This is a genomic window from Pedobacter sp. UYP24, from assembly GCF_054057295.1.
This window is the reverse complement of record NZ_JBSRZD010000016.1, coordinates 1-26,363: the sequence shown is the minus strand read 5'-3', so window position 1 is coordinate 26,363 and position 26,363 is coordinate 1. Positions and strand designations below refer to the sequence as shown.

Annotated in this window: 21 protein-coding genes; 11 read left to right on the top strand and 10 right to left on the bottom strand. The window is 38.7% G+C overall.

The features are described 5' to 3' along the window. The first annotated feature begins 27 nt into the window (after nucleotides 1-27). Genes ACVWYN_RS17710 through coaD form a run of 3 tightly spaced genes read left to right on the top strand, consistent with a single transcriptional unit; the run spans nucleotide 28 to nucleotide 1,909 of the window. The gene (locus ACVWYN_RS17710; protein ID WP_457290223.1) at nucleotides 28-858 is read left to right on the top strand and encodes a DUF3822 family protein; all 831 of its coding nucleotides are present in this window, start codon (nucleotides 28-30) and stop codon (nucleotides 856-858) included. Then, on the top strand, nucleotides 849-1,391 hold the full coding sequence (locus ACVWYN_RS17705; RefSeq protein ID WP_457290222.1) for an RsmD family RNA methyltransferase: 543 nt from the start codon (nucleotides 849-851) through the stop codon (nucleotides 1,389-1,391). Before ACVWYN_RS17710 ends, ACVWYN_RS17705 begins: the two co-directional genes overlap by 10 nt. Before the next feature lie 56 nt (nucleotides 1,392-1,447). After that, the gene (gene coaD / locus ACVWYN_RS17700; protein ID WP_457290221.1) at nucleotides 1,448-1,909 is read left to right on the top strand and encodes a pantetheine-phosphate adenylyltransferase; all 462 of its coding nucleotides are present in this window, start codon (nucleotides 1,448-1,450) and stop codon (nucleotides 1,907-1,909) included. On the opposite strand, the gene ACVWYN_RS17695 is transcribed toward coaD, so the two are convergent. Continuing rightward, nucleotides 1,904-2,512, bottom strand: coding sequence for an NUDIX hydrolase (locus ACVWYN_RS17695; RefSeq protein WP_457290220.1), 609 nt, complete (start codon nucleotides 2,510-2,512; stop codon nucleotides 1,904-1,906). The two genes, coaD and ACVWYN_RS17695, sit on opposite strands and share 6 nt — an antisense overlap. Nucleotides 2,513-2,896: 384 nt before the next feature. Between ACVWYN_RS17695 and pyrE the strand changes: the two genes are divergently transcribed. Further along, on the top strand, nucleotides 2,897-3,556 hold the full coding sequence (gene pyrE / locus ACVWYN_RS17690) for an orotate phosphoribosyltransferase (protein ID WP_457290219.1): 660 nt from the start codon (nucleotides 2,897-2,899) through the stop codon (nucleotides 3,554-3,556). 7 nt (nucleotides 3,557-3,563) lie between these two features. Beyond that, complete coding sequence (locus ACVWYN_RS17685) at nucleotides 3,564-3,962, top strand: SRPBCC family protein (protein ID WP_457290218.1); 399 nt, start codon at nucleotides 3,564-3,566, stop codon at nucleotides 3,960-3,962. A 13-nt stretch (nucleotides 3,963-3,975) separates the two neighbouring features. Here the strand turns inward: ACVWYN_RS17685 and ACVWYN_RS17680 are convergent, their stop codons facing one another. Continuing rightward, nucleotides 3,976-5,190, bottom strand: coding sequence for an MFS transporter (locus ACVWYN_RS17680; RefSeq protein ID WP_457290217.1), 1,215 nt, complete (start codon nucleotides 5,188-5,190; stop codon nucleotides 3,976-3,978). Nucleotides 5,191-5,380: 190 nt separating this feature from the next. Here ACVWYN_RS17680 and clpB point away from each other — a divergent pair, with 190 nt between their 5' ends. After that, the gene (gene clpB / locus ACVWYN_RS17675) at nucleotides 5,381-7,975 is read left to right on the top strand and encodes an ATP-dependent chaperone ClpB (protein ID WP_457290216.1); all 2,595 of its coding nucleotides are present in this window, start codon (nucleotides 5,381-5,383) and stop codon (nucleotides 7,973-7,975) included. Nucleotides 7,976-8,021: 46 nt separating this feature from the next. Here the strand turns inward: clpB and ACVWYN_RS17670 are convergent, their stop codons facing one another. Next, entirely contained in the window at nucleotides 8,022-9,230 is a 1,209-nt protein-coding gene (locus ACVWYN_RS17670; protein ID WP_457290215.1) for an MFS transporter, read from the bottom strand. A gap of 182 nt (nucleotides 9,231-9,412) precedes the next feature. Between ACVWYN_RS17670 and ACVWYN_RS17665 the strand changes: the two genes are divergently transcribed. Next, complete coding sequence (locus ACVWYN_RS17665; RefSeq protein WP_457290214.1) at nucleotides 9,413-11,695, top strand: glycosyltransferase; 2,283 nt, start codon at nucleotides 9,413-9,415, stop codon at nucleotides 11,693-11,695. Nucleotides 11,696-11,701: 6 nt separating this feature from the next. Next, nucleotides 11,702-12,703, top strand: a complete 1,002-nt coding sequence (locus ACVWYN_RS17660; RefSeq protein ID WP_457290213.1) for a glycosyltransferase family 4 protein — start codon at nucleotides 11,702-11,704, stop codon at nucleotides 12,701-12,703. Between the two features lie 10 nt (nucleotides 12,704-12,713). On the opposite strand, the gene ACVWYN_RS17655 is transcribed toward ACVWYN_RS17660, so the two are convergent. Further along, nucleotides 12,714-14,186, bottom strand: coding sequence for a glycoside hydrolase family 130 protein (locus ACVWYN_RS17655; RefSeq protein ID WP_457290212.1), 1,473 nt, complete (start codon nucleotides 14,184-14,186; stop codon nucleotides 12,714-12,716). A gap of 47 nt (nucleotides 14,187-14,233) precedes the next feature. Then, entirely contained in the window at nucleotides 14,234-16,738 is a 2,505-nt protein-coding gene (locus tag ACVWYN_RS17650) for a DPP IV N-terminal domain-containing protein (RefSeq protein WP_457290211.1), read from the bottom strand. Between the two features lie 132 nt (nucleotides 16,739-16,870). On the opposite strand from ACVWYN_RS17650, the gene ACVWYN_RS17645 reads away from it, so the two are divergent. Further along, the gene (locus ACVWYN_RS17645; protein WP_457290210.1) at nucleotides 16,871-17,776 is read left to right on the top strand and encodes a polysaccharide deacetylase family protein; all 906 of its coding nucleotides are present in this window, start codon (nucleotides 16,871-16,873) and stop codon (nucleotides 17,774-17,776) included. A gap of 9 nt (nucleotides 17,777-17,785) precedes the next feature. On the opposite strand, the gene ACVWYN_RS17640 is transcribed toward ACVWYN_RS17645, so the two are convergent. From ACVWYN_RS17640 to ACVWYN_RS17630, 3 genes are all read right to left on the bottom strand, one after another. Next, the gene (locus tag ACVWYN_RS17640; RefSeq protein WP_457290209.1) at nucleotides 17,786-18,238 is read right to left on the bottom strand and encodes a 3-oxoacyl-ACP synthase; all 453 of its coding nucleotides are present in this window, start codon (nucleotides 18,236-18,238) and stop codon (nucleotides 17,786-17,788) included. Between the two features lie 3 nt (nucleotides 18,239-18,241). Continuing rightward, nucleotides 18,242-18,820 (bottom strand): nitroreductase family protein, encoded by a 579-nt coding sequence (locus ACVWYN_RS17635; protein ID WP_457290208.1) that lies wholly within the window; start codon nucleotides 18,818-18,820, stop codon nucleotides 18,242-18,244. Nucleotides 18,821-19,024: 204 nt separating this feature from the next. Next, entirely contained in the window at nucleotides 19,025-19,924 is a 900-nt protein-coding gene (locus ACVWYN_RS17630) for an IS982 family transposase (protein ID WP_457290207.1), read from the bottom strand. Nucleotides 19,925-20,210: 286 nt separating this feature from the next. Between ACVWYN_RS17630 and ACVWYN_RS17625 the strand changes: the two genes are divergently transcribed. Then, nucleotides 20,211-20,960, top strand: coding sequence for an LEM-3-like GIY-YIG domain-containing protein (locus ACVWYN_RS17625; RefSeq protein WP_457290206.1), 750 nt, complete (start codon nucleotides 20,211-20,213; stop codon nucleotides 20,958-20,960). A gap of 477 nt (nucleotides 20,961-21,437) precedes the next feature. Next, on the top strand, nucleotides 21,438-23,054 hold the full coding sequence (locus ACVWYN_RS17620) for an ABC-F family ATP-binding cassette domain-containing protein (protein ID WP_457290205.1): 1,617 nt from the start codon (nucleotides 21,438-21,440) through the stop codon (nucleotides 23,052-23,054). Nucleotides 23,055-23,162: 108 nt separating this feature from the next. On the opposite strand, the gene ACVWYN_RS17615 is transcribed toward ACVWYN_RS17620, so the two are convergent. Together ACVWYN_RS17615 and ACVWYN_RS17610 are read right to left on the bottom strand one after the other, a co-directional pair. Beyond that, nucleotides 23,163-23,663, bottom strand: a complete 501-nt coding sequence (locus ACVWYN_RS17615) for an FKBP-type peptidyl-prolyl cis-trans isomerase (protein WP_457290204.1) — start codon at nucleotides 23,661-23,663, stop codon at nucleotides 23,163-23,165. A gap of 127 nt (nucleotides 23,664-23,790) precedes the next feature. Beyond that, complete coding sequence (locus ACVWYN_RS17610; RefSeq protein WP_457290203.1) at nucleotides 23,791-26,028, bottom strand: glycoside hydrolase family 2 protein; 2,238 nt, start codon at nucleotides 26,026-26,028, stop codon at nucleotides 23,791-23,793. Nucleotides 26,029-26,363 lie beyond the last annotated feature (335 nt).

The following is a 26,363-nucleotide window of genomic DNA, read 5'->3' as shown; positions in this document are numbered from 1 at the left end:
ATAGAAAAAAGGATTATTTTTGTGAATATGAATAGCAAAAATAGCATATTATTAGTTGATACTGAGTTTGACCCCGCAACGGCCACCAGCTGTACGCTTTTAATAAAGGTTACGGCAGACAGCTATTCTTATGCGATCATAGATAGATCTGCCGGAAAACTAAAAGCATTATACGATCAACAGGAAAGCGCCGATCCGATCCAAGATTTTGCCGGGCGACTAAAAACCGACAACTATCTCGCTTTGCCATTTCAGGAGGTAAAGGCTGCTATTTATACGCCAAACACCATCGCAGTTCCTGCAGAATTTGTAGATGAGCAGAACCTTGATCAGTATGCCAAATTCTTTAGTACAGGTCAATCTGACAAGTTGCATGCACAAAAATCGGACAGTTTTAACTTTACTTCCATTTTTAACATAGACAGCAACGCTGAAAAAATATTAAACGAATCTTTTGCAGACTGCAAGATAGTTGATCAATCTGCCCCTTTGTTGTGTTTAAATAAGCAACCAGAACAAAATGCATTATTAGTGGATTTTACAGCAGGTTCATTCCAAATTAATTATACCGGTGGCAACAACCTTCTATTTCAGCATACCTATGAGATCAGCAACGATGATGAATTTAACTATTACTTGTTGCTGATGATCAAACAGTTGGATATAGAGACTAAAGCTGTAGGTGTATTGGTTAGTGGCATTATCCAAAATGACGACAACCGCTTTAAAATATTAGGTAAATACTTCAATAACATTGAATTTAACGTGCTGCATCGGGAAGATTTAAACATCGATCTATTAAAAGACATGCCAAACCATTATTATAGCACCATACTTGCGGTAGACCTATGCGGATAATTGGCGGTAGATTAAAAGGCATTCGCTTTAATGCACCGGCTAGCCTGCCGGTTAGGCCAACTACGGATATGGCTAAAGAAGCATTATTCAATATCCTTTACAACACGTACGACTTTGACAATTGTGCGGTGCTCGACTTATTTTGCGGCACTGGCAACATTAGCTTTGAATTTGCTTCAAGAGGGATCAAGGAAGTTACCGCGGTAGACAAACATTCGGGATGTATTTACTGGGTAAAATCAGTGATTGAGAAATATAAGCTCAATGAAATTGAGGTAGAAAAGGCTGATGTTTTTAAGTTCCTGCTAAAGCCCGAGCAACAATATCAGATCATTTTTGCTGATCCTCCATACGATTTACCAACCATTTCGCTTATCCCGCAATTGGTGATAAACAATAACTTTCTTGCCGACAATGGTGTATTGATTGTAGAGCACCCTTCTCTGCTAAAATTGAATGCACAACCTGGTTTTAAAGAAACCCGCAGGTATGGGAATTCCTCCTTTAGCTTTTTTGAGCCTGTAAAACTATAATAGTCAATACCAGTAAGAAATTGAAGGCACAGTAAACAATTTAGTATCTTTCCAATATGAAAATCGCACTTTTCCCAGGCTCATTTGATCCGATAACAATTGCACATGTTGATATTCTTAAACGTGCGCTGCCCTTGTTTGATCAGATCATTGTAGGCATTGGACTAAACAGCGCGAAACAAAGTTTTTTAAGTGCTGAGCAACGCAAAAACATTGTTACCGCGGTATTTGCAGAACACGAAAACGTTCATATTGAATTGTATGAGGGCCTTACAGTGGACTTTTGCAGAAAAATAGGCGCACAATTTATGGTACGAGGTGTGCGCTCTGTAGGAGATTTTGAATATGAGAAAGCAATTGCTCAAATCAACCAAACCCTAATGCCAGAAATGGAAACCATCATATTATTGAGCAAACCAGAGTATTCTGCCATAAGCTCTACCATTGTTAGAGATATATTGAGGTATGGAGGAGACGTAAGCCCATTTCTACCTACTCAGGCACTTCCTTTTCTATAACAATTTTCCCGCTTCCAGCACTTGCACAATTGATGGAAATGTGTTTTTCAAAACGGGTTTCAACTCATCTGAAGATAGCCAAAGTGCTTTTGTAATGCCCTCTTCCTTTTGAGGGATCAGTTTAGGTTCTCCCTTAACCGCCATCTTATACCAGTTTGTTTTCTTAAGCACAAGTTTGTTTCCCAGCACATAAACATGATAGGTTTTACAAAGCTTTTTGCCGTTAACAGCTATTTTAACGCCGCACTCTTCCTCTACCTCACGCAAACCGGCTTCTTTCATCTTCTCCCCTTTTTCTACCTTGCCTTTAGGCAAATCCCATTTTTTGTTCCTGAAGATAAAGAGGTAATCTCCTTTTGCATTTTCCACTAAGCCACCTGCAGCCTTAATCAGCTCACAACTTTTCTTTATTTTTTTAAAAAGTAGTTCAGGATCTGAATCTACCAGGATGTAATCGGTAGGTGTACCCTTAACCAGATTTTTATAGAATGAAGGCAAATTAAAATCTTTCTTTTCCAGTTGCTGAATGTTTTTTAACTGTTTCGGAACACTATCCGATATAAAAAGGGTATTCTCGTTGATGTAGATCCTGTAGTTTTTCATAATATTTACACCCAAATATATCTATTTTCTATTACGGAGAACAACAGGGTATAAAAAAATATTGCGGCATGAGCAGTACGGTTTAAGCAAGCAACTGATTCGGATCAGGTTTGGGTCTTGTTCTTGGGTAAGTTGGGCTTTAATAAGGCTTTGGTTGGGCTTTGGTTGGGAAAAGGTACCTTTTACCCAACCAAACCTAAGCAAGACCCAACCAAAACCTAAACAAGGGTAGAACCAGGTCCCTATGATAGCCGAATCAGGCACGAATTAGAACGAAACTAAAATAACTGGCTTTCAGCTATTTGAAACAAACCAGTACAATACGCATACAATTCAGTGATAAACAACGCATGGTCATTAACATAAATTCTGTATTTTTGGAGCATGTACAATAAAAGTGATATTGAATTAAAGGTTGCTGAATTTTTATTACAAATTAAAGCAATAAAATTACAGCCAAATAACCCCTTTACATGGGCATCTGGATGGAAATCCCCTATTTATTGTGACAATAGAGTCACGCTTTCTCACCCATCTGTTAGAACTTACATCAGACAGAAATTAACGCAATTGATTCAGGAAGAATACGGCTCAGTAGATTTAATTGCAGGCGTAGCTACAGCAGGAATCCCTCAGGGCGCATTGGTAGCCCAGGAACTGGGATTACCTTTTGCATATGTTAGGGCAAAAGCTAAAGAACACGGCACAGGAAGTCTTATTGAAGGTGAAATTCATGAAGGACAGCGTGTAGTTGTTATTGAAGATTTAATCTCTACCGGAAAAAGTAGCCTACAGGCAGTTGATGCTTTAAGAAATGCAGGTCTGTCGGTTGCCGGACTTGTAGCCATCTTTACTTATGGATTTGACCAGGCCGATGAGAATTTCAAAGCTGCAAAGTGCAGGTATACTACACTATCCAATTACAACACCTTAATTGAGTACGCAGCAGAACATAGTTTTATTGCACAAAATGATGTTGATCTGCTAACAAAATGGCGTAGTAACCCATCTGAATGGGGACAAGAATTAGAACATTTAACCTAAAGACCCGATGACAGTTATAGAAAGCACTACGGAAATTAATAAGCCGGTAGAAGATGTTTATGCATTTTTAGCAGACCTGAATAACCACCAGCAATTGATGCCGGAAAATATTTATAACTGGTCTTCTACTACGGATGAGGCGAGTTTTACCATTCAGAACATGGCTAAGCTTGCGATAAAGATTTCTGAAAGAATAGAAAATAAAGAGCTTATTGCTATACCTACAGAAAAACCACCTTTCGATATTGAATTAAAATGGAATGTGGAGGCCAATGGAGATCATGCTACTACCGCTAAGCTGACCATCTCTGCAGATTTAAATATGATGATGAAAATGCTTGCTGTTAAGCCTTTGCAAGGTTTAGCGGATCATCAAACAGAAAAACTTAAGGAGGTATTGTCGTAATACCTCTTTCTTTTTAACGAGTAAGCTTCATCCTTTTCATCACAATAAGGAAACCTATTGCGGTCAATAACAATACACCCACAGTACCCCACCAAAGGGTATTAAATCCAAAATCTGCAGCTACTCTGGTACCGATATATGGTGAAAATATGAGGGCTATAGAGAAAGAAAGTGCATTTATTGCCATATAGGCACCTCTTTTCTTAACGGATGACCGTTGTAAAGACACGGTTGCCATAAAGGGCATCACCAGTATCTCTGCAATACAAAGCACAAACATCGATAAATAAAGCACCAGAGTACCCGTCCACAGGTTGAGCATAAGAAAGGATATGGCACACAAAACTGTTCCTGTAACAATGACGGCCCTGGAACTGAATCTTTTCTCTGCAATGTGTACAACCAGCATCTCCAAAGAAAAAACCACTACGCCGCTGAAAGCCATGATGATACCTATTTCCTGCTCTGGCATCTTGTAAACCGTGCGGTAATATAAGGGAACGGTATTGAGCAATTGAAAAAAACAGATGGCAAATACACTGCACAACAGGCTAAACAGTATAAAGTAAAAATCTTTAAATGGGGAAGTACTGGGTATCGTGTCTTCTTCCAACTCCCTTTCCTCCCTTTGCGTGATATTTCCTTTCCTGTTTCTAAAATATAGGAAAAATACAATTGCAGATAAAAAGGCAGCCACTGCATTTCCATAAAATAAAAAAGCATAGGAAATGGCAGCGAGAAAACCACCTAAAGCTGGTCCGATGGAGAAACCCAGGTTCATCGCCATCCTGTTTAAAGAAAAAGCTCTGATCACATTATCTTTACGGGAATAAAATGCTACAGAAACTGAATTTGCGGGTCTAAATGTTTCTGAGATAATACTCAACAGGAATACACCAATGGCAAGTGAAGGAACGGTATTTAATTGGGGCAACACTATAAACATGGGAACAATGAGCAGCAGACTAAAGAGCTGAACCTTGAAATGACCTATCTTATCGGTAAGCGTTCCCCCTAAAAATGACCCACAAACTGCACCAATACCAAAACAGCTCAATACCATACCTGTATCCCGCAAATTAAAATGCAGGTAATTGGCCATATATACACCAAGAAAAGGGATAACCATGGCTCCACTCCTGTTAATCAGCATCACAAGCGCAAGCATCCAGGATGGGGCAGACAAACCTTTGTAGGATTCCAGGTATAGCTTAAAAAACTGTTTCATGAGCATATGGATGTACTGCAAAAGACGGAAAATTTAACCATAGGTAAAGAAAGGGAATAGAAAACAGACAAAATTTCAGTTTAAACTACTATTTATCAGTCATTTAAGCAGTAAGAAAACAGGCGACAAGACATTATTTCCGATCTTTCAAAAAATGAAGGCATGGCACTCGCTTTGTTGTTCTTTTAGTATGAATTTTAACAATTTTACCATCAAAGCCCAGGAAGCAATTCAGCAGGCTTCCGCAATAGCCGAGGGCAACCAACAACAGGCTGTTGAAACGGCACACCTGCTCAAAGGATTGCTTACTGTTGATGAAAATGTAGTTTCTTATGTATTAAAGAAATTGAATGTTAATCTCAATATTCTTAATACAAACCTGGATGCACAAATAGCGAAGTTTCCAAAGGTATCTGGAAGCAGCCCTTACTTAACATCCGGTAGCAATTCAGCTTTGCAAAAAGCCCAGTCTTATTTAAAGGAGTTCAAAGACGAATTTGTATCTGTTGAACATTTATTGTTGGGTATTTTATCTGTCAATGATGCAACAGCCAATTTGCTAAAAGATCAGGGTGTAAATGAAAAAGATTTGAAGACCGCCATTGTATCGCTTCGTGGCGATAGCAGGGTTACTGATCAAAATGCAGAAGCAACCTACAATGCCTTAAATAAATATGCCCGTAATTTAAACGAATATGCAGAATCTGGTAAACTGGACCCGGTAATTGGTCGCGATGATGAGATTAGGCGGGTGATCCAAATCCTTTCCAGAAGAACCAAGAACAACCCGATACTTATTGGTGAACCTGGTGTAGGTAAAACAGCTATTGCTGAAGGAATTGCCTTTAGGATCATCAAAGGTGATGTACCAAATAGCCTCAAATCAAAGACCGTTTATTCTTTGGATATGGGTGCACTGATTGCTGGTGCAAAATATAAGGGTGAGTTTGAAGAACGCTTAAAGGCTGTAGTGAAAGAAGTAACACAGAGCGATGGGGACATCATCTTATTTATTGATGAGATCCATACCCTGGTTGGTGCAGGTGGTGGCGATGGTGCTATGGATGCAGCAAATATCTTAAAGCCTGCATTGGCGCGTGGTGAGTTGCGTGCAATTGGTGCGACCACGCTGGATGAGTACCAAAAATACCTGGAAAAAGATAAAGCACTGGAACGTCGTTTCCAAAAGGTAATGGTCAATGAGCCTGATACACAGGATGCAATTTCTATTTTGAGGGGACTAAAAGAAAGATATGAAACCCATCATAAAGTAAGAATTAAAGATGAAGCCATTATAGCAGCTGTCGAGTTGTCGCAACGGTATATTGCAGATCGGTTCTTGCCGGATAAGGCAATCGACTTAATGGATGAAGCGGCATCTAAACTGCGACTGGAGATGGATTCTGTACCCGAAAAGGTGGATGAGCTGAATCGTAAGATTATGCAGCTAGAGATTGAGCGGGAAGCAATTAAACGCGAAAACGATACCAAGAAGGTAAAATCGCTAGGGGAAGATATCGCTAACCTCTCTGCAGAACGTGATGAGATCAAAGCAAAATGGCAGGGTGAAAAAGACCTGGTAGACAACATCAACAACGAGCTGGAACAGGTTGAAAACTATAAGCTTGAAGCCGAACAGGCAGAGCGTGCGGGTGATTATGGAAGGGTAGCAGAAATCCGTTATGGAAAGATCAAAGAGGCACAGGATAAGGCAGAAAAACTAAAAGCAGAACTGGCTAACCAGCAAAGCGAAAGCAGGATGCTTAAGGAAGAGGTCACTGCAGATGACATTGCAGGTGTTGTTGCGCGCTGGACAGGCATTCCTGTGACTAAACTGATATCCAGTGAGCGGGAGAAATTGCTGAATCTGGAAGCTGAATTACACAAACGTGTTGCCGGACAGGATGAAGCCATTGAAGCCATTTCTGATGCCATTAGGCGTTCAAGAGCGGGATTGCAGGATAAACGTAAGCCGATTGGTTCCTTCATTTTTCTGGGAACTACAGGTGTTGGTAAAACAGAATTGGCAAAAGCATTAGCAGAGTTTCTATTTAACGATGAAAATGCAATGACCAGGATAGATATGAGCGAATATCAGGAAAGGCATGCCGTATCCAGGTTGATTGGTGCGCCTCCGGGTTATGTGGGTTACGATGAAGGTGGGCAGCTTACGGAAGCAGTTCGGCGCAAACCTTATTCTGTGGTTTTATTGGATGAGATTGAAAAGGCACACCCAGATGTATTCAATATTTTATTGCAGGTATTGGATGATGGTCGACTAACCGACAATAAAGGCAGGTTGGTTAATTTCAAGAATACCATCATCATCATGACTTCTAATATCGGCTCTCATTTGATACAGGATAACTTTAAAGGTTTGACCGACGAAAACCGCGATGAGGTAATTGCAAAGACTAAGTCTGAATTGTTTGAACTGTTAAAGCAAACGATAAGGCCTGAGTTTTTAAACAGGATTGATGAGCTGATTATGTTTACTCCGCTGAACAGAAGTGAGATTAGGAACATAGTTGACCTGCAGTTTAAACATGTACAGGATACATTGGCAGAAATGGGTGTAGAAATAGAAGCTTCTGTTGAAGCGCTGGACTGGCTAGCAGAATTGGGTTATGATCCGCAGTTTGGAGCAAGACCGTTAAAACGAGTGATCCAGAAGAAAATACTCAATGAGTTGTCTAAACAGATCCTGGCAGGAACGGTTGATAAAGAAAGCAAAATCAAACTGGACATGTTCGACCATCAGTTTGTGTTTTTAAACAACAAATAAGAGGAGTTAAAATAGAAAGTTAAGAGGCGCTGTACAGCGCCTTTTTTTATTTCCTTTTACTTTCAATATTGGGCAAAAATGCAGTAAGAATACCTATCAAAGGCAGAAAAGAGCAGATATGGAATACGTACTCAATACTTGTGGTATCTGCCACTTTACCCAATATCGCGGAGCCTATTCCACCCATACCAAAGGCAAAGCCAAAGAACAGGCCTGATACTAAACCAACTTTACCAGGTATGAGTTCTTGCGCATAAACTAGAATTGCAGAAAAAGCAGAAGCCAGGATCATCCCAATGGGAACAACAAGAACGCCAGTCCAGAACAGGTTGGCATACGGCAATAATAAAGCAAATGGTGCAGTACCAAGAATAGAAAACCAGATTACATATTTCCTACCGAAACGATCGCCGATCGGTCCGCCGATTAACGTACCTGCAGCTACAGAAACGAGAAATACAAAGAGGTAAATTTGCGAAGATTGTACCGACACATGGAATTTATCAATGACATAGAATGTAAAATAGCTGGTTAAACTGGCCATATAGAAATACTTAGAAAACACGAGTATCAAGAGAATAACCACTGAGAATATAACTTTTTTTCTTGGAATATTGTTCTCAGCAATCTGTCCTTTAATGCCTTTCCCGGCTTTTAAAATTACTAAATGACTCTTGTACCAGTTGCCTACCCTGCTTAGTATAAAAATAGCCAACAAAGCGATAGCAGAAAACCAGATGATACTAACCTGTCCGTTTGGAACAATGATCCAGGCAGCCAGCAAAGGTCCGATGGAACTTCCGGCATTACCACCCAACTGGAAGATAGATTGCGCCAATCCTCTTTTTCCGCCAGAGGCGGCACTCGCCATGCGTGAGGCCTCAGGATGAAATACCGACGATCCTGTACCAACAAGGGCTACTGAACCCAGCATCATATAAAAACCGGTTGATAAGGATAAAAGAATTAAACCTACAAGGGTAAAGCCCATCCCAACCGCCAAAGAATAGGGCTGTGGCTTTTTATCGGTATATAGACCAACAAATGGCTGGAAAAGCGAAGCTGCCATTTGAAAGGAAAGGGTAATCAGCCCGATTTGAGCAAAAGTGAGATGGTAAGTTTCTTTAACTATTGGATAAATAGCGGGTATAAGCGATTGAATGGTATCATTTAACAAATGCGAAAAGCTAAGCGCAAAAAGTATAGGAAAAACTGTTTTTTCTACCAGGTTTGAACTGGGTAATGTTGTATTCATGAGCCAATTTAATGAGCAACAAAGTTAGCAAATACCATTATTAATGGTATGTCACTATTTAAACACAATTGATCTACTCGGTTAATTTTGTTTAACCTTATCGTAATTTAACGTAAATTTACATGCTTCAGACAGAACATTTAGCCAGTTATTTTGTTCTATATCCAAGACACTAATTTTTTATGAAAATCGCTTACATATCCTCTTATCCCCCACGCGAATGTGGTATTGCTACTTTTAATCATAACCTATTAAGAGCCATAGGCTTTGATAAAAACGCGGTTTCGGAGGACAGCTATGTTGTTGCCATGAATGACGCGGAGAACGTTGACGAATACGAATATCCTAAAGAAGTAAAACGTGTGATACGCCAGGAGAATCAGACAGATTATATCAAAGCGGCAGATTATATCAATACCAGCTTGGCAGATGCCTGCATTCTGGAACATGAATATGGAATTTATGGGGGAGAAAGTGGCGTATATATTCTTCCGCTAATTGCCAGGTTACAAAAACCATTGATAACCATCTTTCATACTATTTTGAAAGACCCCAACCACATGCAATTAACAGTGTTGCGTGAGATTGCGAAATACTCTTCCAGAATTGTGGTGATGAGTCACCGTGCTGTTAATTTTTTAACCAGCATCTACGGCATCCCCTATCATAAAATACAGTTAATTGAGCATGGTGTGCCTGATTTGGAACCCAAAGCAGATAACCCGGTAAAAAATTCACTGGCCTTTAAAGGAAAAAAGGTACTCTTTACTTTTGGATTGATCAGCAGAAATAAAGGTTTGGAAACTGTTATTGAAGCCCTACCTAAAATAGTGGAAAAGAATCCTGATGTGATGTATGTGATATTGGGAACCACTCACCCTGGGGTAATTCGTAACTCCGGAGAAGAATATAGAGACAGCTTAAAGAGACGTGCAAAAGTACTCAACGTAGAGAATAACTTAACCTTTATAAATAAGTTCGTATCTGAAGAAGAATTGCATGATTATCTTACGGCCTGCGACATGTACATTACGCCTTACTTAAATGAGGCGCAAATTACAAGTGGAACCCTGTCTTATGCTGTTGGTGCTGGTGCAGCGGTCATATCTACTCCGTATTGGCATGCACAGGAATTATTGGCTGATAACCGTGGTAAGTTATTCGATTTTAAAGATGCTGATGCTTTAGCAGAGATTGTGAATGATTTGTTTGAAGATCCTGATAAATTGAAACAATTAAAAGAAAATGCTTTTGAGTATGGCTTGCACCTTCGCTGGCCAACTACAGGTGAGGTTTTTGTTGATGTGCTGAATGAGGCGGTAGATAAATACCTTTCTGAGAAGGAAACGGGTGGAAAACCAATCATTGATCCAGATATTATGCCTGCATTTAACCTGGCACACATCAGAAGGTTAACAGATGATACCGGTATTGTACAGCATGCTAAATATGGTATTCCTAATTTAAAAGAGGGTTATTGTGTAGATGATAATGCGCGTGCCTTGATTTTAACTATTCTGGCTTATCAGCAAAATAAGAGTAAAGTGGCCTTGGAGTTATTGCCTATCTACCTGAGCTACATCCAATACATGCAATGCGATAATGGCAACTTCCGTAATTTCTTAAGTTTTAGAAGAGAATACCTGGATGAAATAGGAACAGAGGATTCATTTGGCCGTACCATCTGGTCGCTGGGTTACCTGATCAATAACGCACCAAACAATTCCTACCGCGAGTTTGCTAAAGAGTTGTTTTTAAAATCAGTACCTCATTTTAAGGACCTTAAACACCTTAGGGGACTAGGAAACACGATAATAGGTTTAACACACTATATTAAAGCAAATCCTGGAGATGAGTATATTAAAGAACAACTAGATAAATTAGCAGAGCCACTTAAAGCTGCTTACCGGAAAAATAAGATTGGTCACTGGCATTGGTTTGAAGAGAAGATGACCTATGACAATGCCATTTTACCACTGGCGTTAATGAGTTATTATGAGATCAGTAAGGATCAGGAATCCTACGACATTGCTTTTGAAAGCATGCAGTACCTTACGCAGAAAACGCTTATTAACGGCTACCTTAATCCTGTAGGCAATGATGGATGGTTGTTTAGAGATGGCCCTGAAATGGCCATATACGATCAGCAAGCTATAGAAACTATGGCCATGGTGTTGATGTATTTTAAGGCATACGAGATCACGCACGATAAGCTTTACATTAAACAGATGTATGTATCCTATCAGTGGTTCCTTGGAGAAAATATACTGCGGATACCACTGTTTGATCATGAAACCAAAGGATGTGCAGACGGACTACAAACCTATGGTTTAAATAGAAACCAGGGTGCAGAAAGTACACTGGCCTATTGGATATCTCATCTTGCGGTATTAAAAGCCATGGAGTTTGAATATGAGTTTATACAAGGCAATGATTTGATTGCAGTTCAAAAAGAGACCGTTTAAGATTTTATGAAGATTGCTGTACTTGCTCCGGTAGCCTGGAGAACGCCGCCAAGGCACTATGGCCCTTGGGAGCAAATGGCATCCAACTTAACCGAGGGACTGGTAGCAAAGGGCATTGAAGTGACGCTCTTTGCTACCAGTGATTCCATTACGACTGCCAAACTTGATGCAGTTATTGCGCAAGGATATGAGGAAGACAAAACTGCCGATGCAAAAGTGGTAGAATGTCTCCACATCAGCAACCTGATGGAAAAGGCATCGAGTTTTGATTTGATCCATAACCACTACGATTTTCTTCCATTAAGTTATTCTAAATTGATCCCCACACCGGTGATCACTACGATACATGGTTTCTCTTCTGAGAAAATATTGAGGGTCTATCAAAAGTACAATGAGATCGGTAATTTTGTTTCCATTAGCAATTCCAACAGGCATCCATCCTTAAATTACCTGGCAACAGTATATAATGGATTGCAAACTAAGGAGTTTACCTATAATGCCGAGCCAGATGATTATCTGTTATTCTTTGGAAGGATCCATCCCGATAAAGGCACCGCTGAAGCAGTTCAAATCGCGAAAAAGGCAAACAGGAAGTTGATCATTGCCGGTATTGTACAGCACTCCGAGTATTTTAGAGAAAAGGTTGAACCCTTCTTAAATGATGATATTGTTTTTATCGGGTCTGCAGGGCCAGAAAAAAGAAACGAGTTGTTGCGTAATGCGGCTGCCCTTTTGCATCCAATTAGTTTTGAAGAACCTTTTGGTTTAAGCGTAGCCGAGTCTATGCTATGTGGCACCCCAGTCATTGCATTTAACTTGGGTTCTATGCCGGAGTTAATTAAAGATGGGGAAACCGGCTTCCTCGTAAATGATGTTGAAGGTGCAGTAGCAGCGGTAAATAAACTTTCAGCAATAGAACGAATCAATTGCAGAGAATGGGCAATGGCCAGTTTCTCTCAACAAAAAATGGTAGAGGACTATATTAGCCTCTACCATCGAATATTATAAGCGATATCCTTTATATAATACTGTCTGATGTCTTTAGCTTTTCTAACAAGATATCAATACTGACGCCAGCAAAAGAAGAACAATAGTCAGAGAGTCCATACGGAATAATCAGCTCACCATTGTGTATAATTGATCCGCAAGAATAAAGGACATTGGGCACATATCCTTCCCGCTCATCATTGTTGGGTATTAACAGCGGTTCTGATAACCTTCCGATCTCAATAGTTGGATCTTCCAAATCGAAAAGACTTGCACCAAGGCAATATCTCCTCATCGGACCAACGCCGTGTGTAATCATCAGCCAGCCATCTTTGGTTTCAATTGGAGAGCCGCAATTACCTATCTGAATAAATTCCCATGGGTATCTTGGTGTTTGTAATTTTACCGGATTGTCCCACACCGTTAACTTATCTGAATACATCAGGTAATTATTGCAGCCATCAATACGAGACATCATTGCGTATTTGCCCTTTATCTTTCTTGGAAATAATGCAAGGTTTTTGTTTTGCGCACCTACGCCGTGTAGCGGACTGATCTTAAAATCATAGAAATCTGTAGTTTGCAGCAACTTAGGCATAATCATCGCCCCATCAAAAGCCGTATAAGTGGCGTAATAAACGATTGATCCATCGTCTTTAACAAACTTTACAAAGCGGGCATCCTCTATCCCTTTACGCTCAAATTCTGATATCGGGAAAATTACGCGGTCTGAAATATCTGTATCCCTGGAAAAACTGATTTCATGATAAGTATCAGACAGCCAAAGGATCTTATCATACTCCAGTTTCCTAAGATCGTCTTTTTGCAGGCTTTTAGAATCCAGAATGATTTTTCTTAAGGTAGAATAATCAAACTTATCTTCTAATCTTACCCCTACTTCATCCAATACTACGAGATCAATTTTAGAATCAGCACCTTTCTTTAGAAATAGCTTCTTATTATAAACAGCATTCTTAATTACCTCAGCTTCATCTATATAATTTCCCGCTGGAATAACGGTAATGTCGTTGTTCCTGTCAATAAGGGCTCTTCTAAATACCACAGACGAAATATGCCCCTCGCCTACGGCTCGGAAACTAATGATAACACGTTTTTCACCTTCTACCAAGTCCGACTGATCGGGATCTTCTACTATAGAAGGGTTAAAAAAAGCAGCTGATTCAATGGAATATTCATGTGTAAAATAGGAACCGATTAATAAGCGGTGGTATTTTTCAAGGTCGTCATAATCAAAACCAGCATCTTTTATACTTACTGTAACCTTCTTACAATGACGGGTAAGGATCTTGGTAATGTTTCTATGTCTTTTTGAATACTCTTGAAGTAAGGGGGATATAATACCAAATACTTCAAGATCGGTAAGGCTCATTACATGCTTTATCACATCAATGGCCCGTTCTGCTCCATTAAAAAAAAATCGGGCTATTACCCTTTTTGGATCGGGATATACTTTAACTGGTTTGCGCTCTATTAATAATCTCATGCTTAGTTAACGTTTAATGGGAGTAGAAAGATTTACTAATTTAATTATTATTTCTTCCTTTCCAATTCTCTGTCCATTTCAACCATATCTACCTGATCCGGAGTATCGTAATCGCCTATCAAATATTTGTTAAAATGGTCTGCCAGTTTCCAAAAAGCATATTCGGTAAGGTCACCAAAGCTATGACGTTGTCCGGGTAATATCACAAATTCAAACCTTTTACCCTCTTTCATCAGTGCATTTGCCAATCGGATGGTGTTAGCCGGGTGCACATTATTATCTATATCACCGGTCATGATCATTAAATGGCCCTTTAAATTTTTTGCAATCTGCGGGTTTTTATCAATATCATAGGTAAAGGTGGTATCTCCTTTAGCAGAAATAATTTCTTTAACACCGTGATGCTTCTCGCTCCACCACCTGTTATAAATGCTATTGTCGTGATTACCGGCTTTGGAAACTGCTACTTTAAAGAAATCAGGATAGACCAGCATAGCAGCGGTAGACATGAATCCACCACCTGAGTGGCCTGTTATACCAACTTTGTTGATATCTATAAACTTAAATCGATCGGCCAGTTGTTCAATAGCTGCCTTTTTATCTGCAAGGCCATAATCACGAAGGTTTCCATAACCAAAAGTATGGTACCATTTAGACCTGGCCGGATTACCACCCCTGTTCCCAACAGAAATCACTATGTAGCCCAATTGCGCAAGGCGATCTGTATTGTCCATACTTTTGGTAAACGACTTGTTTACAGCCTCTGTTTGCGGACCAGGGTACACATATTCAATAATTGGATATTTCTTATTTGGATCAAAATCGAAAGGCTTGTACATTACGCCATAAACATCAGTTATCCCGTCATCTGCTTTAACTTTAAAAGGTTCCGGAAACTTATAACCAGCAGCTAAAAGCAAGGTAAGATCAGTTGTTTCCAGGTTCATAACTACCCTTCCGTTGTTGTCTTTTAGTACAGATTTTGGCGCAGCATTAACTCTGGAATAGTTATCTACAAAGAACTTAGCCTCGTCGTTCATGTTTACCGCATGATCAAAATCGCCAGCATTGAGTAATTTCAAACCTGTACCATCAAACTTGATGCTGTACAGGTGGTAATAATATGGATCTTCCTTATCTTCTCGGCCGTTTGCTGTAAAATACAATACCCTATTCTTTTGATCGATATTTACAATGTTTTCGGTATGAAAAGGGCCTTTAGTAATTTGGTTCTTTAATTTCCCCTTGTTATCGAAAAGATAAAAATGACCCCAACCATCTCTTTCAGACCAGTGGATGATTTCATTTCCATCATTAACTAAGCCTGGGCGGTTAATCTCTACGTAAGTGTTAAAACGCTCGTCTATCAGCGGGGTAACTTTCTCTGTATTAATGTCAATGGTACATACATCAATCCTTTTTAAATCTCTGCTGGTGCGTGAAAAGTAAAACTTGCTGTTGTTACCCAACCATAAAGATGGACTGAATTCATTATCGCGGTCCTTATTTAAAGAAGGTGCAGACCAGATAGAAACAGACTGATCTTTAAATGCAGATACATCCAGCTTTTTGAAGGTCTTAGCTGCAAAATTAAACAGTAAGATTTCATCAATAGGCGATTCCTTTTCGCCTGGCATCTGGTATTTATAGGTTTCCAGCGTTGGCCTGCCAGCAGCAGTGTTATTAATTACCCATAGATCCTTTACCTTCCGGGAATCCGTTCTATCCAGCACAAAGTACTTGGCGTTAGGAGACCACATCACATAAGCTCCACGCCTCTTTTTATTATTTTTAATTTCATCCTCATTAGATTCTCCATCGCCATCACTTCCATAAGCGTAAAACTTAACACCATCTTTCGTTAACTGGTGCTCTACAATGGTGCTGTCCTCTTCATTCTTTACCGCCTTTCTGTAATTTTCTTTGTCCATCCAATAGAGATTGTAATTTCTGCTAAATATGATGGCAGAAGAATCAGGAGCAACCGACCCCCAGGATGGCTTAGCTTTAGGCTTTGTGAAATTTGGAAGCTCAGTTAACTTCTGAGTGGCAATGGTAAAAGTGAAATTATACACCTTCTTCTGCATAGAATCTGCAGCCTTTTTATCCTTGCGGTCTTTTTTCAATTCATCAACAGTACTGTTTACTTCAAAAGTTAAGCTCTTTTCATCTGCTGCAAACTTTAAGTTAAGCAATGGTAAATGCTGAGCATCAAAGGGATCACGTATAATGGTTGTAATGTCTGCAGCAAGCTTTGCATTGTCAAAGATCTTGTTCTTGCTTTTAGCTAAAGGATCAACAATATACCATTGCTTTCCATTAGGAGTTTCATACTCATACCAAAAACGATTGCTCAGTTTTAACCAATGTGGATCAACTGCTGTAGAGTAAACCATCTTTTTAACTTTTGAAGGAGAAAACCTGGAAGCCAACTGATAGTTTGCCTTAGGTGGGGAAGTCACAGCCTCTGTCAGGGTGAAGGTTTTAACCTGAGAAAAGCCCCCAAAATCAACGCAAAAAAGTATTAAAAATAGAAAGTAAAGTTTCTTCATAATGATATGTTAATTAAATCGCTAAAATATCGATAAAATATAATGCAGACTTGAATTTAATTGTAATAAAAGTGATAGTTCTAGCAAAGAATACTGAGTTGATTTTATAGTTTTGCATTAAACATTCTATAAATGAAACGACACCTTTTAACACTAATGGCTGCGGCAGTAATTTTGGCTACCGCCTGCCAGTCAAAGTCAGAAACTAAAAACGGTTCTGCAAATTCCAACGACTCTACATCTGTAAATGGCGAAACAGCCAACGGTGAGAATCAAGGTCAGGTTACCCCATCTGGCAAGATTGACATCAATAAAATAAAGGTGGCAGATGCTAAGACTATATTAGCCCGAAAACAGGTGCCTATCCTTTGCTATCATCAGATCAGGAATTGGAAACCTGCAGATGGTAAAGTTGGTAAAGATTACATTGTTGAGATTCAAAATTTTAAAGATCAGGTTAAAATGCTGGCAGATAGTGGCTACCACTCTATCCTACCAAATCAATTGTATGCTTACCTGAATACAGAAGCAGCACTACCAAGCAAACCTATCATGTTCACATTTGATGATACAGACATGGATCAGTTTACTGTAGCTGCGCCTACGTTAAAAAAATATGGCTTTAAAGCTGTTTATTTTATCATGACCGTATCAATTGGCAGAAAAGGCAAGTTTGTAGATTACATGAGTAAGGAACAGATAAAAGCACTTTCTGAAGCAGGAAACGTAATAGCCAGTCACACCTACGACCATAAAAACTTTAAAAAGTACGCAGGAAAGGATTGGGAAGAGCAGTTAGATAAACCAACTAAGAAACTGGAAGAAATTACTGGCAAAACGATGACCGAGTTTGCTTATCCTTTTGGTTTATGGAATGCGGAAGGCATCCCACAACTAAAGAAAAGAGGTTTCAAAATGGCTTTTCAATTGTCTACCAAGCGTGATGAAAGAGACCCTTTATTTACCATCAGAAGAATTATAGCAAGCGGTTACTGGACTCCTAAAACCCTAAGCAATAGCATTAAGAACAGCTTTTAATAGCTGTTCTTAAACTATATCCTGTATTTTATATTTTTTACCGTTAAAATCAAAACCATCACCTTTTGACTTTTCCAAGAGTAGTTTTCCTATTGGTGAAGCCGGTGATATCGCAAAGATCGGTTTGCCATCTACATGCAACTGTCCTGCGCTAACGCTGATATAAAATGAGCCCTGATTGGTGATCACAAGACTACCATGAGTCACTTTAGCAGATTGCAGTGATATATCCACTGATTTTAAAACCCTTAAATTATCCTGGGCATCAATCAGCAAACGTTTGTTCCTATCTATATCCTGCTGCATCATTTCCCTGCTCGTTTCATATTTGTCGCCGGCACTACTTTTAGTGTCATCGTTACTAGCCTCTCTGGCTTGGTTTAATGCGGTTTCTGCAGTTTGAACGCGCTGCTCTATAAAGCTCAGGCATAGCTGATAAAGCGTTTCTTTAATTTTTTGCATACTCTAAAATTCTATCCATTTAGTTTTACTTTCAATAGAGGTGCGGACTTCGCTCCGTGGTTCTTCATTGTGGTATCCCATGTAAAATAAACCAAAGCACTTCTCTTGTTCCTCTAAGTTAAGATAATCCTTCATATCTGCAATCATTCCTGGAGAACTCCAATAACAACCAACATTTAATGCCTCGGAAGTAAGGGCCATATTTTGCACCGCACATGCCAATGCTGCTACCTCTTCCCATTCAGGGAGCTTATCTGGATTTAATTTGGCATTCAACACGATGATGCAATTGGCCTGAGCAGTCTTTTCAGTTATACTATCGTATTTCTTTTGCAGATAATGCTGTGTTGGTGTAGTTTCTTTATATAATCTTGCCAGTTCAATACCCAACTTTTCTTTGCCCTCATTTCTAAATACCATAAAGCGCCAGGGCTGGGTAAGTTTGTGTGTTGGTGCATAGTTGGCGCTTTCAAGAATTTGCTTTATTACGGCTACAGGCACTTCTTCTGTAGTATAACTGTTAGGAAAAATGCTCCTTCTTCGTTTTATAATGGTACTTAAAACTTCTATTTCCTGTTTCATAAATAATGGTAGTGTATTGCAGCAAAAATCGCGCAAAAATCTCACATATTCAATTTGTATATGAATCAATGTAATCTAATGACGAGTCTTTTAAAAATGGATATTTATTATTTCTATTAAAATAACATCTATCCTAGAAAATTTGCTGCACTATTTTTTAATTGATACGACGTGATTTGCAAATACTTATTAACCTGAACTCGATTATAAAAACAGACTAACTTGGGCCGTTTTTTCCACTTGAAATTTGATTGCGGGCTTTTTAGGGAAGAAGCTGTATGCAATTAGTCCAGAGATCATATTTGTAATGAAATTAGCAAAAGATCTGTGTCTTGAATGTTCGACCTGGCACATGTTCTTCAATTCGTCATTAATGGTTTCAATTATAGATCTTTTTCTAAGCAAGATCTTGTCCTTCAATTCCATCAGACAGTTTTTCATATTGTTTCTGATATTGGTGATCAGATGAAGTCCATCGACAAAAAGCATGTTTGTCAGCTCTTTGGATAGATAACCCTTATCTCCATAGAGCTTACCTTTGATAGATTGAACAAATCTCTCATTTTTAAGTGGTTGTCGATCATCAACATTGCCCTGGGTAATCACAAAGTTGAGTATTTCACCTTTATCATTAACGATTAAATGAAGTTTAAAACCAAAAAAATAACCCATAGTTGATTTGCCAACAGTGGCTATATCTTTAAATACTTTATTTCGCTTTACGCGCTTGTTTTTGCAGACCCTGATTGGGGTGGAATCAATAAATGAGATTCCTGTACATTCACCCATGCAACATGTTTTTAGAAACAAAGTCATCGGTAACAGGCTATTTTGCATTAGTTCTGTAAAACGACTATAAGAAACTGTCCTGGGAAATTCAGACTGCAAATGTTTCTGGACATAGTGCTGATAGAAGTGTTTCATATTCCTAAAACCACCTGAATGGAAAAGGGTCATTAAGGTGATAACTTCACTCTCAGACATGATGGGCTTCCGTTTAGGTGCGTTTCCAATCATATGGGCGCTTATAATAGTCTTGAATTCATTACAAAACTCATCGGTTAAATAGAAAATTTCAGTAACTTTATCAGTGGTAATATTCATGTTTGTTTAATCTAAATATTTGATCTTAAGACACTTAAATATAAGAAAACACACTGAATATTACCGCTTTTTCTTAATGTTTTTTGAGAAAATATCCATAGATAAAGCACAGTGATTAATCGAGCTCAGGTTATTACATTACACATGGATATAAAACATATAAAACGAAATAAATCTATAAGGATTTCCTTGAGAAGCTTTCCTGTCGTTGATTTCGTATAAACAATTTTTGAATGTCGTTATAACCTTTAATATTGATTAAATCTGATAAAAACTCCATAATCATATGAATAATTTTAAAATAACAGAATTTCCATCTGAAGTAATAAAAGAGTTAAACAATTACGTGTATAGATTAATTGACCCAAGAAATGGAGAAACATTTTATGTTGGTAAAGGTCAAGGAAATAGAATTTTCCAACATTTAAAATGTTCTGTGTCTGATGACGATGAAGAAGAAAGTTTCGACCTAAAATACCAACGAATTAGAGATATTTTGAAAAGCGGATTAGATGTAATTCATATTATTCATAGACACGGTTTAGAAAGCGCAACTGCATTTCATGTTGAAGCATCTCTGATAGATGCTTTTCCAGGCACGACAAATAAAGTTGGTGGACATAATAGTACTGAAATTGGACCAATGAATGCTTATGAAATTTTAACTAGATACAAGGCAGAGACAGCAAAACTAAATCATAAAATGATACTTATAAACATAAATAGAACTGTTAATGATAGAGATGTTTATGATGCTGTAAGATATGCTTGGAAGCTTGATGTCGAAAGAGCACAAAAAGCCGAATATGTTCTAGCTTTAGAAAAAGGAATTATTGTTGGCGTGTACAAACCTTTAAAATGGCATTTGGCTAGAAAACAATATTTTCCTGAGTTTGAAAACCATAATAACAAACGATATGGATTTATAGGCGAAAATGCAGAAGATGATCTACAAAATATGTATTTAAGGAAGAGAATTCCTGAAGAATACAGAAAAAAAGGAGCTTCTAATCCTATAAAATACACATATAAATAACAACCATAACTAACAGCAAATTCAAAAATAGCTGGCTGTGGTTCAAATCAGGTTTTCTTCAATTATTTAGGATCGTGGGATACGAAAATGGTTATGCAACTAACGCCGTTTATGCAAAAAATTTTAAAACGTTAACAGTAAATATAAGTACAACACAAACCTCAAAGACATTATTACCTAGAGAAAACAAAAAACTAGAACTTATTGCGGACTAGGATTTAAGTGAATGGAGTATTCCCGCTCAAACGACAATTGTAAAAAAAAACGTTATTTTGATAATTTTGACTTTCCATTTTACTGACACAGCCACTGGTCTACTAATCCTGATAAAGAATTCACATAAAAAAGTATGATCAATGCATACATCCTTCCTACTTCCCAATACAATCTAGGAAGTACCCAAGCCTTCGGCAAAGTAAATTTACTTACAACATTCAATTTATAAATAATACTTACCTTTGCGGCTTATTCAAAAATATGATTTCAGTATCTAATCTATCCCTCCGTTACGGAAAACGCACCTTATTTGAAGATGTAAACTTAAAATTTAACCAGGGCAACTGCTATGGAGTAATTGGTGCAAATGGTGCCGGCAAGTCTACCTTTTTAAAGATATTATCTGGTGAAGTTAATCAGACCACCGGAAGTGTAGCCTTTACTCCTGGAGAGCGCATGGCTGTTCTAAAGCAGAACCATTATGAATTCGATGATTTCACCGTGATTGAAACCGTTATGATGGGTCATAAAGAGCTATACGACATCATGAAAGAAAAGGATGCCATCTATTTAAAAGAAGACTTTACAGATAAAGATGGTGAGCGCGCCGGAGAGCTGGAGAACCGATTTGCAGAAATGGATGGCTGGAATATGGAAAGTAATGCGGCTACTATGTTAAGCAATCTTGGCATCAAAGAAGAGCATCACTACAAGCAACTTAAAGAGCTTGATGGTAACCAGAAGGTACGTGTACTATTGGCGCAAGCGCTTTTTGGTAACCCAGATATATTGCTTCTGGATGAGCCTACCAACGATTTGGACATTGATACAATTGCATGGCTGGAGAACTTTCTGGCCGATTATCAAAGTATTGTATTGGTAGTATCTCACGATAGGCACTTCCTGGATGCAGTTTGCACCCACATTGTAGATATTGATTTTTCAAAGATGAATATCTATTCTGGCAACTATACTTTCTGGTACGAATCAAGCCAGCTTGCACTTAAACAACGTGGCGATCAAAACAAGAAACTGGAAGAAAAGGTTAAAGAGCTTCAGGAATTTATCCAGCGCTTTAGCGCGAATGCTTCAAAATCAAAACAGGCAACCTCACGTAAAAAGGCACTTGATAAAATTGACATCTCTGAGATTAAGGCTTCCAGCAGAAAATACCCTGCCATATTATTTAACAATTTAGGCAGAGAAGCAGGAGATCAGATCTTGCAGGTAGAAAACTTGTCGTACTCGCTTAACGGCGAAGTATTGTTTAAGAATGTAAGTTTCATGGTAAACAAAGGCGATAAGATCTCCGTATTGTCGCCAAATAGCTTAGCCACTACCGCTTTTTACAACATCTTGTCGGGCAGAGAAAAGAACTATACCGGGGAGTTCAAATTTGGTGTTACCATTAACATCGCCGATATACCAAATGATAACTCTCAATACTTTGAGGGAAAAGATGAAAATCTGGTAGACTGGTTGCGCGAGTATTCAGGTACAGAAATGGATGAACAGTTTGTTAGGAGCTTTTTAGGTAGAATGTTATTCTCTGGCGAAGAAGTACTGAAAAATGTAAAGGTTCTTTCAGGGGGTGAAAAGATGAGGTGTATGTTCTCTCAAATGATGCTTAAACATGCCAATTTGTTATTGCTGGATGAACCAACCAATCACCTTGATCTGGAATCCATCACTGCTTTAAACAACGGATTAAAAGACTTTAAGGGTACATCCTTATTTACCTCACGAGATCATGCACTAACAGAATCTGTAGCCACACGTGTTATAGAATTAACCGCAAATGGTGCCATTGATAAAATGATGACTTACGATGAGTACATCAAGACTGAAGATTTTGCCAGACTTAGAAGCGGTAAATAAACTTTAGCACTTATAAATTTCCTATTAAATGGAAAAGCCAGTTTTATTTCGATAAGGATCTTAATAAATCCCTGAAAACAAAACTGGCTTTTTTTAATTAATGATCAACTAGTGTTCAGCATGACCATCTGCTCCATGAGCATGGCCGTGGCTTAATTCGTCTTCCGTAGCTTCGCGTACAGCAAGTATCTCACCAGCAAATATTAAGTTTTTACCTGCCATCGGATGATTCAAATCTACAGAAACTGTCTCTTCACCAACTGCAGTAACACCAGCTCTGAAATGGTTGCCCTGATTATCCTGTAAAGGAATTACATCACCTACAGCCGGAAGATCTACTTCTTTAAACATGTCTTTAGGCAAGTCAGCATAAGCACCTGGATCCAGCTCTCCGTAACCATCTGCTGCAGATAATTCGAAGTCATAAAAATCACCTACCTGTAATCCTACCAAATGTTCTTCAAATTTAGGCAACATCATTCCTGTGCCATACAAAAATACCAATGCATTTTCCTTATCGGCCTTCTCTACAAAAACTTGTTGTCCTTCTAAATTAGTCGTATGCAATTCGTAAGTTAATGATACTACTGTATTGGGTTTAATACTCATTATTGTGTTATTTAGTTATCAACTGTAATGCTTCATTAACCGTACTAACGGGTAACTGGCATGCTTTATTTCGGCAAATATATCAAGATTTTAATAAACACGCTCTTGTATAGAACTTATAATCAGTTTACATCTTGGTTTTGCTTATTAAAGATAGCCCTGCATCAATATATTGACCCCCCACTGTTTGTTTACAATGGATAGCTATTATATTTTTTCCATTAGTTTTAATTGCGCTTTTACCTTCGGCATTGATAGGCACTACCGTGTAGTCAGAAGAAAATCCACTGATAGTGGCGGCTTTAACACCATTGATATAAACCTCGCAATTATCATCATGATGAATGTACAATACAAGTTTGTCTTTTTCTTCTGCTGATAAATTACCTAATGCAAATTCCTGGCGCATCCAGATATTATTGGTATTCCAAATGGTTTTTATAATACTACCCGGCGTTCCTATGGTCCCAAAACCAGCCTGTCCGGTTTTCCAGGAAGCATCGTTAAATGTGGCATGGAACCATTCGCCCTGAGGTTCGTCTGTAGTGTATTTCCATTCTCTGGCTTGTTTTTGTGATGAAGGTAAAACTTCCCTGATGTATACATTATCGTGGATCGCCTTATAATTTGACGCGTAGATCTTATCTATGCCACCTTTAATAACTTCACGATCATAGGTCATTAAACCGTTTAGCTCAACTTCAACATCGGTAATTTCTGTATAAACTGCCGCACTTAAACCCATATTAGTTTTGTAAAGCGTTAGGTCATCCGCAAATTTATCATACAAGTTGGTATAATCGTTTTTATTATCGATCATGATATAGGTGTCACCAACTTTCCAGGTATGTTTAGGAATGATAAAACCAATACCACCGTACTCGCCGCAAGCCAATACCTGTGTAGTACTAAATGGTACAGCAGGCGGTGGATAACTGTGAATATCCAGAAAATCACCCACACCATAATGGTTACCACCGCTGGCCTGGTTAATTAAACGTGACGGGTCAAGTTTGTGCACCATACTCACTAAACCAGCTGTATTGTGCTGTGCTTGTGCCTCATTGAATATCACCCAGGTAACAATACTTGGCGAGTTCCAGTGGGTTTTGATCAAGCGGGTTAATTCAGATCTGAACTCGACTGTATCAACAGGAGGAACATGTTCTGTATAAGAATTTGGTGATGGCATATCTTGCCAAACCAACACACCTAACTTATCTGCCCAATAGTACCAGCGATATGGTTCATATTTAATATGCTTACGCACCATGTTGAAACCAAACTTTTTGATCATTTCCAGATCGTATTTTAAAGCAGCATCTGTTGGCGCGGTGTAACCACCATCTGGCCAGAAACCCTGATCAAGCGGACCTAACTGGAATAAGAATTTATTATTTAAGTATAGCTTTTTAAATCCACCTTCATTTTCAACCGATATCTTACGCATACCAAAGTAGCTTGATACAGCATCGGTATTTGCACCACCTTTACGCAGCGCGATGTCCAAGTTATACAGGAATGGGCTATCAGGCGACCAAAGTTTAGGGTTAGCAACTTTAATACTGGTTTCAACATTAGGCTTTATTGATACAGTTCTAACTACGTTATTACCATCCTTTACTTTAACAGAAACTGAGGTGCCTTTGGAATTACCGGTAGTACTTACTGTCAATTTAACTGCTGACGCATCAAGATCAGGAACGATCTTAATCTCACTGATGCTGGTTTTGGCAACAGGCTCCACCCAAACGGTTTGCCAGATTCCTGTAACCGAGGTATACATAATACCTTGTGGGTTTAAACTTTGTTTACCACGTGGGTATCCACCATTGTCAGTAGGATCAAAAACACGTACAGTAAGCTCTTGCTTACCGGAGCCTTTTAAAGCAGTCGTTACATCGTAAGAAAATGGGTCATAACCACCTTTGTGCACACCCATGCTTTTGCCATTTAAAAATACTTCTGATTCAAAATCGACCGCACCAAAATGTAATATTACATGTTTGCCTTTCCATGCTGTGGGCACGGTGAAACTGCGGCGATACCATAACCGTTCATGGTGTTCAGCTACCCCTGATAGGGCAGACTCAACAGGAAAAGGCACAAGGATGGTTTTAGCTAATTTACCTGATGGCAACACATCTCCAGTTGCTCCGGGTTGATATTCCCATATACCATTAAGGTTAAGCCATTCTTTACGTACCAATTGCGGGCGAGGATATTCTGGCAGAACATTTTTGGGGTTTACATCTTTAGCAAATTTACTCATTAACGGGGCGGTTTTAGCCTCCCAGGTTTGAGCAAACAATGTGGACGAAAAGCCCATATACATTAATAGGACAAGTAGTTTTTTACAATTCATAATTAAAAATAGGTATTTATCAGGTTGAACAATTTGCTAAAGTAAATAAACTTTTTTATCAATTGCTGGATTTTTAGGGAAGAAGCTATAAGCGATTAATCAACTGCAATGCTTTATTAACCGTACTTACGGGTAACTGACAGGCTTTATTTCGGCAAATAAAGATTTTTGTTTCTAACTAATTATAATACGATAACGGACTGATCTGCCACTACCTTCCAATGCCAATACACCAATTTCTGTCTATAACGGTGATACTGGGCCAGCGAAAACGGATGATAGCGGGCCAGTCATTACGGTAATCAACGGGCCACTTTTCATGTACAATTATAAGT

Coding starts and splice junctions, on each gene's coding strand:
- ACVWYN_RS17710 (WP_457290223.1), top strand. CDS start 28: ATGAATAGCAAAAATAGCATATTATTAGTTGATACTGAGTTTGACCCC.
- ACVWYN_RS17705 (WP_457290222.1), top strand. CDS start 849: ATGCGGATAATTGGCGGTAGATTAAAAGGCATTCGCTTTAATGCACCG.
- coaD (WP_457290221.1), top strand. CDS start 1,448: ATGAAAATCGCACTTTTCCCAGGCTCATTTGATCCGATAACAATTGCA.
- ACVWYN_RS17695 (WP_457290220.1), bottom strand. CDS start 2,512: ATGAAAAACTACAGGATCTACATCAACGAGAATACCCTTTTTATATCG.
- pyrE (WP_457290219.1), top strand. CDS start 2,897: ATGTACAATAAAAGTGATATTGAATTAAAGGTTGCTGAATTTTTATTA.
- ACVWYN_RS17685 (WP_457290218.1), top strand. CDS start 3,564: ATGACAGTTATAGAAAGCACTACGGAAATTAATAAGCCGGTAGAAGAT.
- ACVWYN_RS17680 (WP_457290217.1), bottom strand. CDS start 5,190: ATGAAACAGTTTTTTAAGCTATACCTGGAATCCTACAAAGGTTTGTCT.
- clpB (WP_457290216.1), top strand. CDS start 5,381: ATGAATTTTAACAATTTTACCATCAAAGCCCAGGAAGCAATTCAGCAG.
- ACVWYN_RS17670 (WP_457290215.1), bottom strand. CDS start 9,230: ATGAATACAACATTACCCAGTTCAAACCTGGTAGAAAAAACAGTTTTT.
- ACVWYN_RS17665 (WP_457290214.1), top strand. CDS start 9,413: ATGAAAATCGCTTACATATCCTCTTATCCCCCACGCGAATGTGGTATT.
- ACVWYN_RS17660 (WP_457290213.1), top strand. CDS start 11,702: ATGAAGATTGCTGTACTTGCTCCGGTAGCCTGGAGAACGCCGCCAAGG.
- ACVWYN_RS17655 (WP_457290212.1), bottom strand. CDS start 14,186: ATGAGATTATTAATAGAGCGCAAACCAGTTAAAGTATATCCCGATCCA.
- ACVWYN_RS17650 (WP_457290211.1), bottom strand. CDS start 16,738: ATGAAGAAACTTTACTTTCTATTTTTAATACTTTTTTGCGTTGATTTT.
- ACVWYN_RS17645 (WP_457290210.1), top strand. CDS start 16,871: ATGAAACGACACCTTTTAACACTAATGGCTGCGGCAGTAATTTTGGCT.
- ACVWYN_RS17640 (WP_457290209.1), bottom strand. CDS start 18,238: ATGCAAAAAATTAAAGAAACGCTTTATCAGCTATGCCTGAGCTTTATA.
- ACVWYN_RS17635 (WP_457290208.1), bottom strand. CDS start 18,820: ATGAAACAGGAAATAGAAGTTTTAAGTACCATTATAAAACGAAGAAGG.
- ACVWYN_RS17630 (WP_457290207.1), bottom strand. CDS start 19,924: ATGAATATTACCACTGATAAAGTTACTGAAATTTTCTATTTAACCGAT.
- ACVWYN_RS17625 (WP_457290206.1), top strand. CDS start 20,211: ATGAATAATTTTAAAATAACAGAATTTCCATCTGAAGTAATAAAAGAG.
- ACVWYN_RS17620 (WP_457290205.1), top strand. CDS start 21,438: ATGATTTCAGTATCTAATCTATCCCTCCGTTACGGAAAACGCACCTTA.
- ACVWYN_RS17615 (WP_457290204.1), bottom strand. CDS start 23,663: ATGAGTATTAAACCCAATACAGTAGTATCATTAACTTACGAATTGCAT.
- ACVWYN_RS17610 (WP_457290203.1), bottom strand. CDS start 26,028: ATGAATTGTAAAAAACTACTTGTCCTATTAATGTATATGGGCTTTTCG.